The following is a 1,911-nucleotide window of genomic DNA, read 5'->3' on the forward strand; positions in this document are numbered from 1 at the left end:
AAATCCTTATCTGGCAAGAGACTTAATTGATTAGTTCGCTCTAGAGCAAAAACAATTGACAAAAATCGCTAAATGCCTTTCTCTATAAGGGTTCCATCCCTTATAACCCCCGTCCATTGCATAACACAAACCGAAGAGCCATTAAGTGTGACATAATCACAGTTTCGCATTTAACCTTCATAAGATGGAATATGAATATCATTGACGCTTTAAATCTCAAAAACCCCCAAGATTACCCCTCTAGAGAAGCTTATCAGCAAGACGTTGTCAAAGCGGTACAGGTATTGATGCGTCTAGGTATTATGGATAGTCCCTCGGCCGATTTAACCGGTTCCCTAGACTCTATCCTTGAGAAATTACAAGAGGATGAACTGGCTATCTACGGTAGAAAACGCAGTAAACAAGAAATTATCGCCGATTTAAAGCAAGTTAATAGTGAAATTGTCGAACTCGATCGAGAAATAGCCGACTTAGAATGGCAAATTGCGCTCAAAAAAGCTGAAATATCTGTTAATGAAACATCTTAGGGGTTTTTATCTTGATTCTGGTTCGTTTTCTCCAAACTGAGCGCAATAATCATCAAGACGGTTTTCCAGAAGCATCCTTAAGAGTTTAATAATAATTAGGGCTACGATCGCTAAGGGGATATTGCTGCCAAAGGTAATTCCGATCACCCCTTCCACTATATCTGCTGTCGTTCTCGTCGCTCTTCGATGATAAAAATGACAAAATTTTGCCTTAAAAGTCGGTGATTCAGTAGCTGTCTCGGCAATTTCTGCCAGTCCTTTCAGTTTTTCTGGTGTATCGTAGGAAGTATATTCATTCTCCAGTTGTCTGCGCTGCTCTTCCAACTGACGACGACGCAGACGAGCAGACTCTAAACGGCGCTGAAAAGCTTCCAGTTCTTCTAATTCATTAAAAGTGTTCATAGGCGATAACATTTTTGGGATTGATTTAAGAGCAGGGCTTTCGTTGTGTAGCAATTCATTCTTCATATTCTCATATTCTGATTTGACAACACCTGGCCTGGTTTTGGGTTAAGATTGGGTTAAGTAAGTATCTGGGTAAAATTATTTACCCATAGCGATCCTTGTCTAGCAAGGCTTTCAGCCCTCTGTGGCTGGTAATTAGTTTTGCCTGACTACTTAATAAAATCGAAAGTAACGCCGGATTTCAGCAGTTCACTCAGAGAATGAACGTTATAACCACCGACCATGGTTCCCAATAAGCTAACCGCACCCTGGGGGGAGATAACGATCGAACCTATAATGGAGAGAAGTATTCTCCAGAGTCAACAATATGTCACTCAGTCAACTGTTGCCCACAGTTAATCAGTTATCTCACCAAGATAAGCTTCGACTCATTCACTTTCTGCTCCTAGCAGTCGCCAAAGAAGAGGGATGCAGCCTAGAACCAACTAGAGAACCTGATCCGGAAAATGTACTGCTTGAGCAACTGGCATCCACTGAAGCCGTGCTATGGTCGCCTCAAACCGATAGCGCAGCAGTGCAGGCATTGTCGGAGCTTCTGATTGCTGCAAAGGGAACATCCAATGCTTGATGGACAACGCTATTCATTTACTGAACGAAGAGACAACCTAGGGCGATCAGTAATCATCGGAAATTTTGGGTCTGAAACCCCGCCGTTCTAGGTTGGCTTTACGTTAGAATTAAAAGGCCAGTCTCGAAAACCAAGTGGACGGCGCATCACCTTGAAAACTCGGCTTAGGGGGTTCCGACCAGAAAAGCTTGGCCGGGTAAAAAGTCGCGCGCAACAAGTACAAGAAGCTATAGGCGGTCAACGTACCGTGGGACACACGGAATCGGGCTTCTGAAATGGGGCGAAAGTCTGTGGACTCTGTGTAAGACAGTACATGGTTTTTTAACTGTGGTATGCGACGGTGGTGGAAGC

General features: G+C 43.5%; 3 protein-coding genes and 1 pseudogene. 2 read left to right on the top strand and 2 right to left on the bottom strand.

The features are described from left to right. Nucleotides 1–191: 191 nt before the first annotated feature. Nucleotides 192–527 carry a hypothetical protein gene (locus O9300_RS18245; protein WP_287973182.1) on the top strand — a complete coding sequence of 112 codons (336 nt, stop codon included), beginning with the start codon at nt 192–194 and terminating at the stop codon, nt 525–527. Nucleotides 528–533: 6 nt separating this feature from the next. On the opposite strand, the gene O9300_RS18250 is transcribed toward O9300_RS18245, so the two are convergent. Both O9300_RS18250 and O9300_RS19570 read right to left on the bottom strand, forming a co-directional pair. Then, nucleotides 534–929 (bottom strand): hypothetical protein, encoded by a 396-nt coding sequence (locus tag O9300_RS18250; protein ID WP_036396888.1) that lies wholly within the window; start codon nt 927–929, stop codon nt 534–536. Nucleotides 930–1,168: 239 nt separating this feature from the next. Next, nucleotides 1,169–1,267, bottom strand: a pseudogene (locus O9300_RS19570) (aconitate B); the annotation flags it as partial. 32 nt (nt 1,268–1,299) lie between these two features. Between O9300_RS19570 and O9300_RS18255 the strand changes: the two are divergent. Beyond that, nucleotides 1,300–1,560, top strand: coding sequence for a hypothetical protein (locus O9300_RS18255; protein WP_012268296.1), 261 nt, complete (start codon nt 1,300–1,302; stop codon nt 1,558–1,560). Nucleotides 1,561–1,911 lie beyond the last annotated feature (351 nt).

Source organism: Microcystis sp. LE19-195.1E, from assembly GCF_027532095.1.
GTDB classification, from domain to species: Bacteria; Cyanobacteriota; Cyanobacteriia; order Cyanobacteriales; family Microcystaceae; genus Microcystis; species Microcystis aeruginosa.

What these genes read in the sequence shown, in the direction of transcription:
- O9300_RS18245 (WP_287973182.1), top strand. Translation starts at nt 192, where the DNA reads ATGAATATCATTGACGCTTTAAATCTCAAAAACCCCCAAGATTACCCC.
- O9300_RS18255 (WP_012268296.1), top strand. Translation starts at nt 1,300, where the DNA reads ATGTCACTCAGTCAACTGTTGCCCACAGTTAATCAGTTATCTCACCAA.
- O9300_RS18250 (WP_036396888.1), bottom strand. Translation starts at nt 929, where the DNA reads ATGAACACTTTTAATGAATTAGAAGAACTGGAAGCTTTTCAGCGCCGT.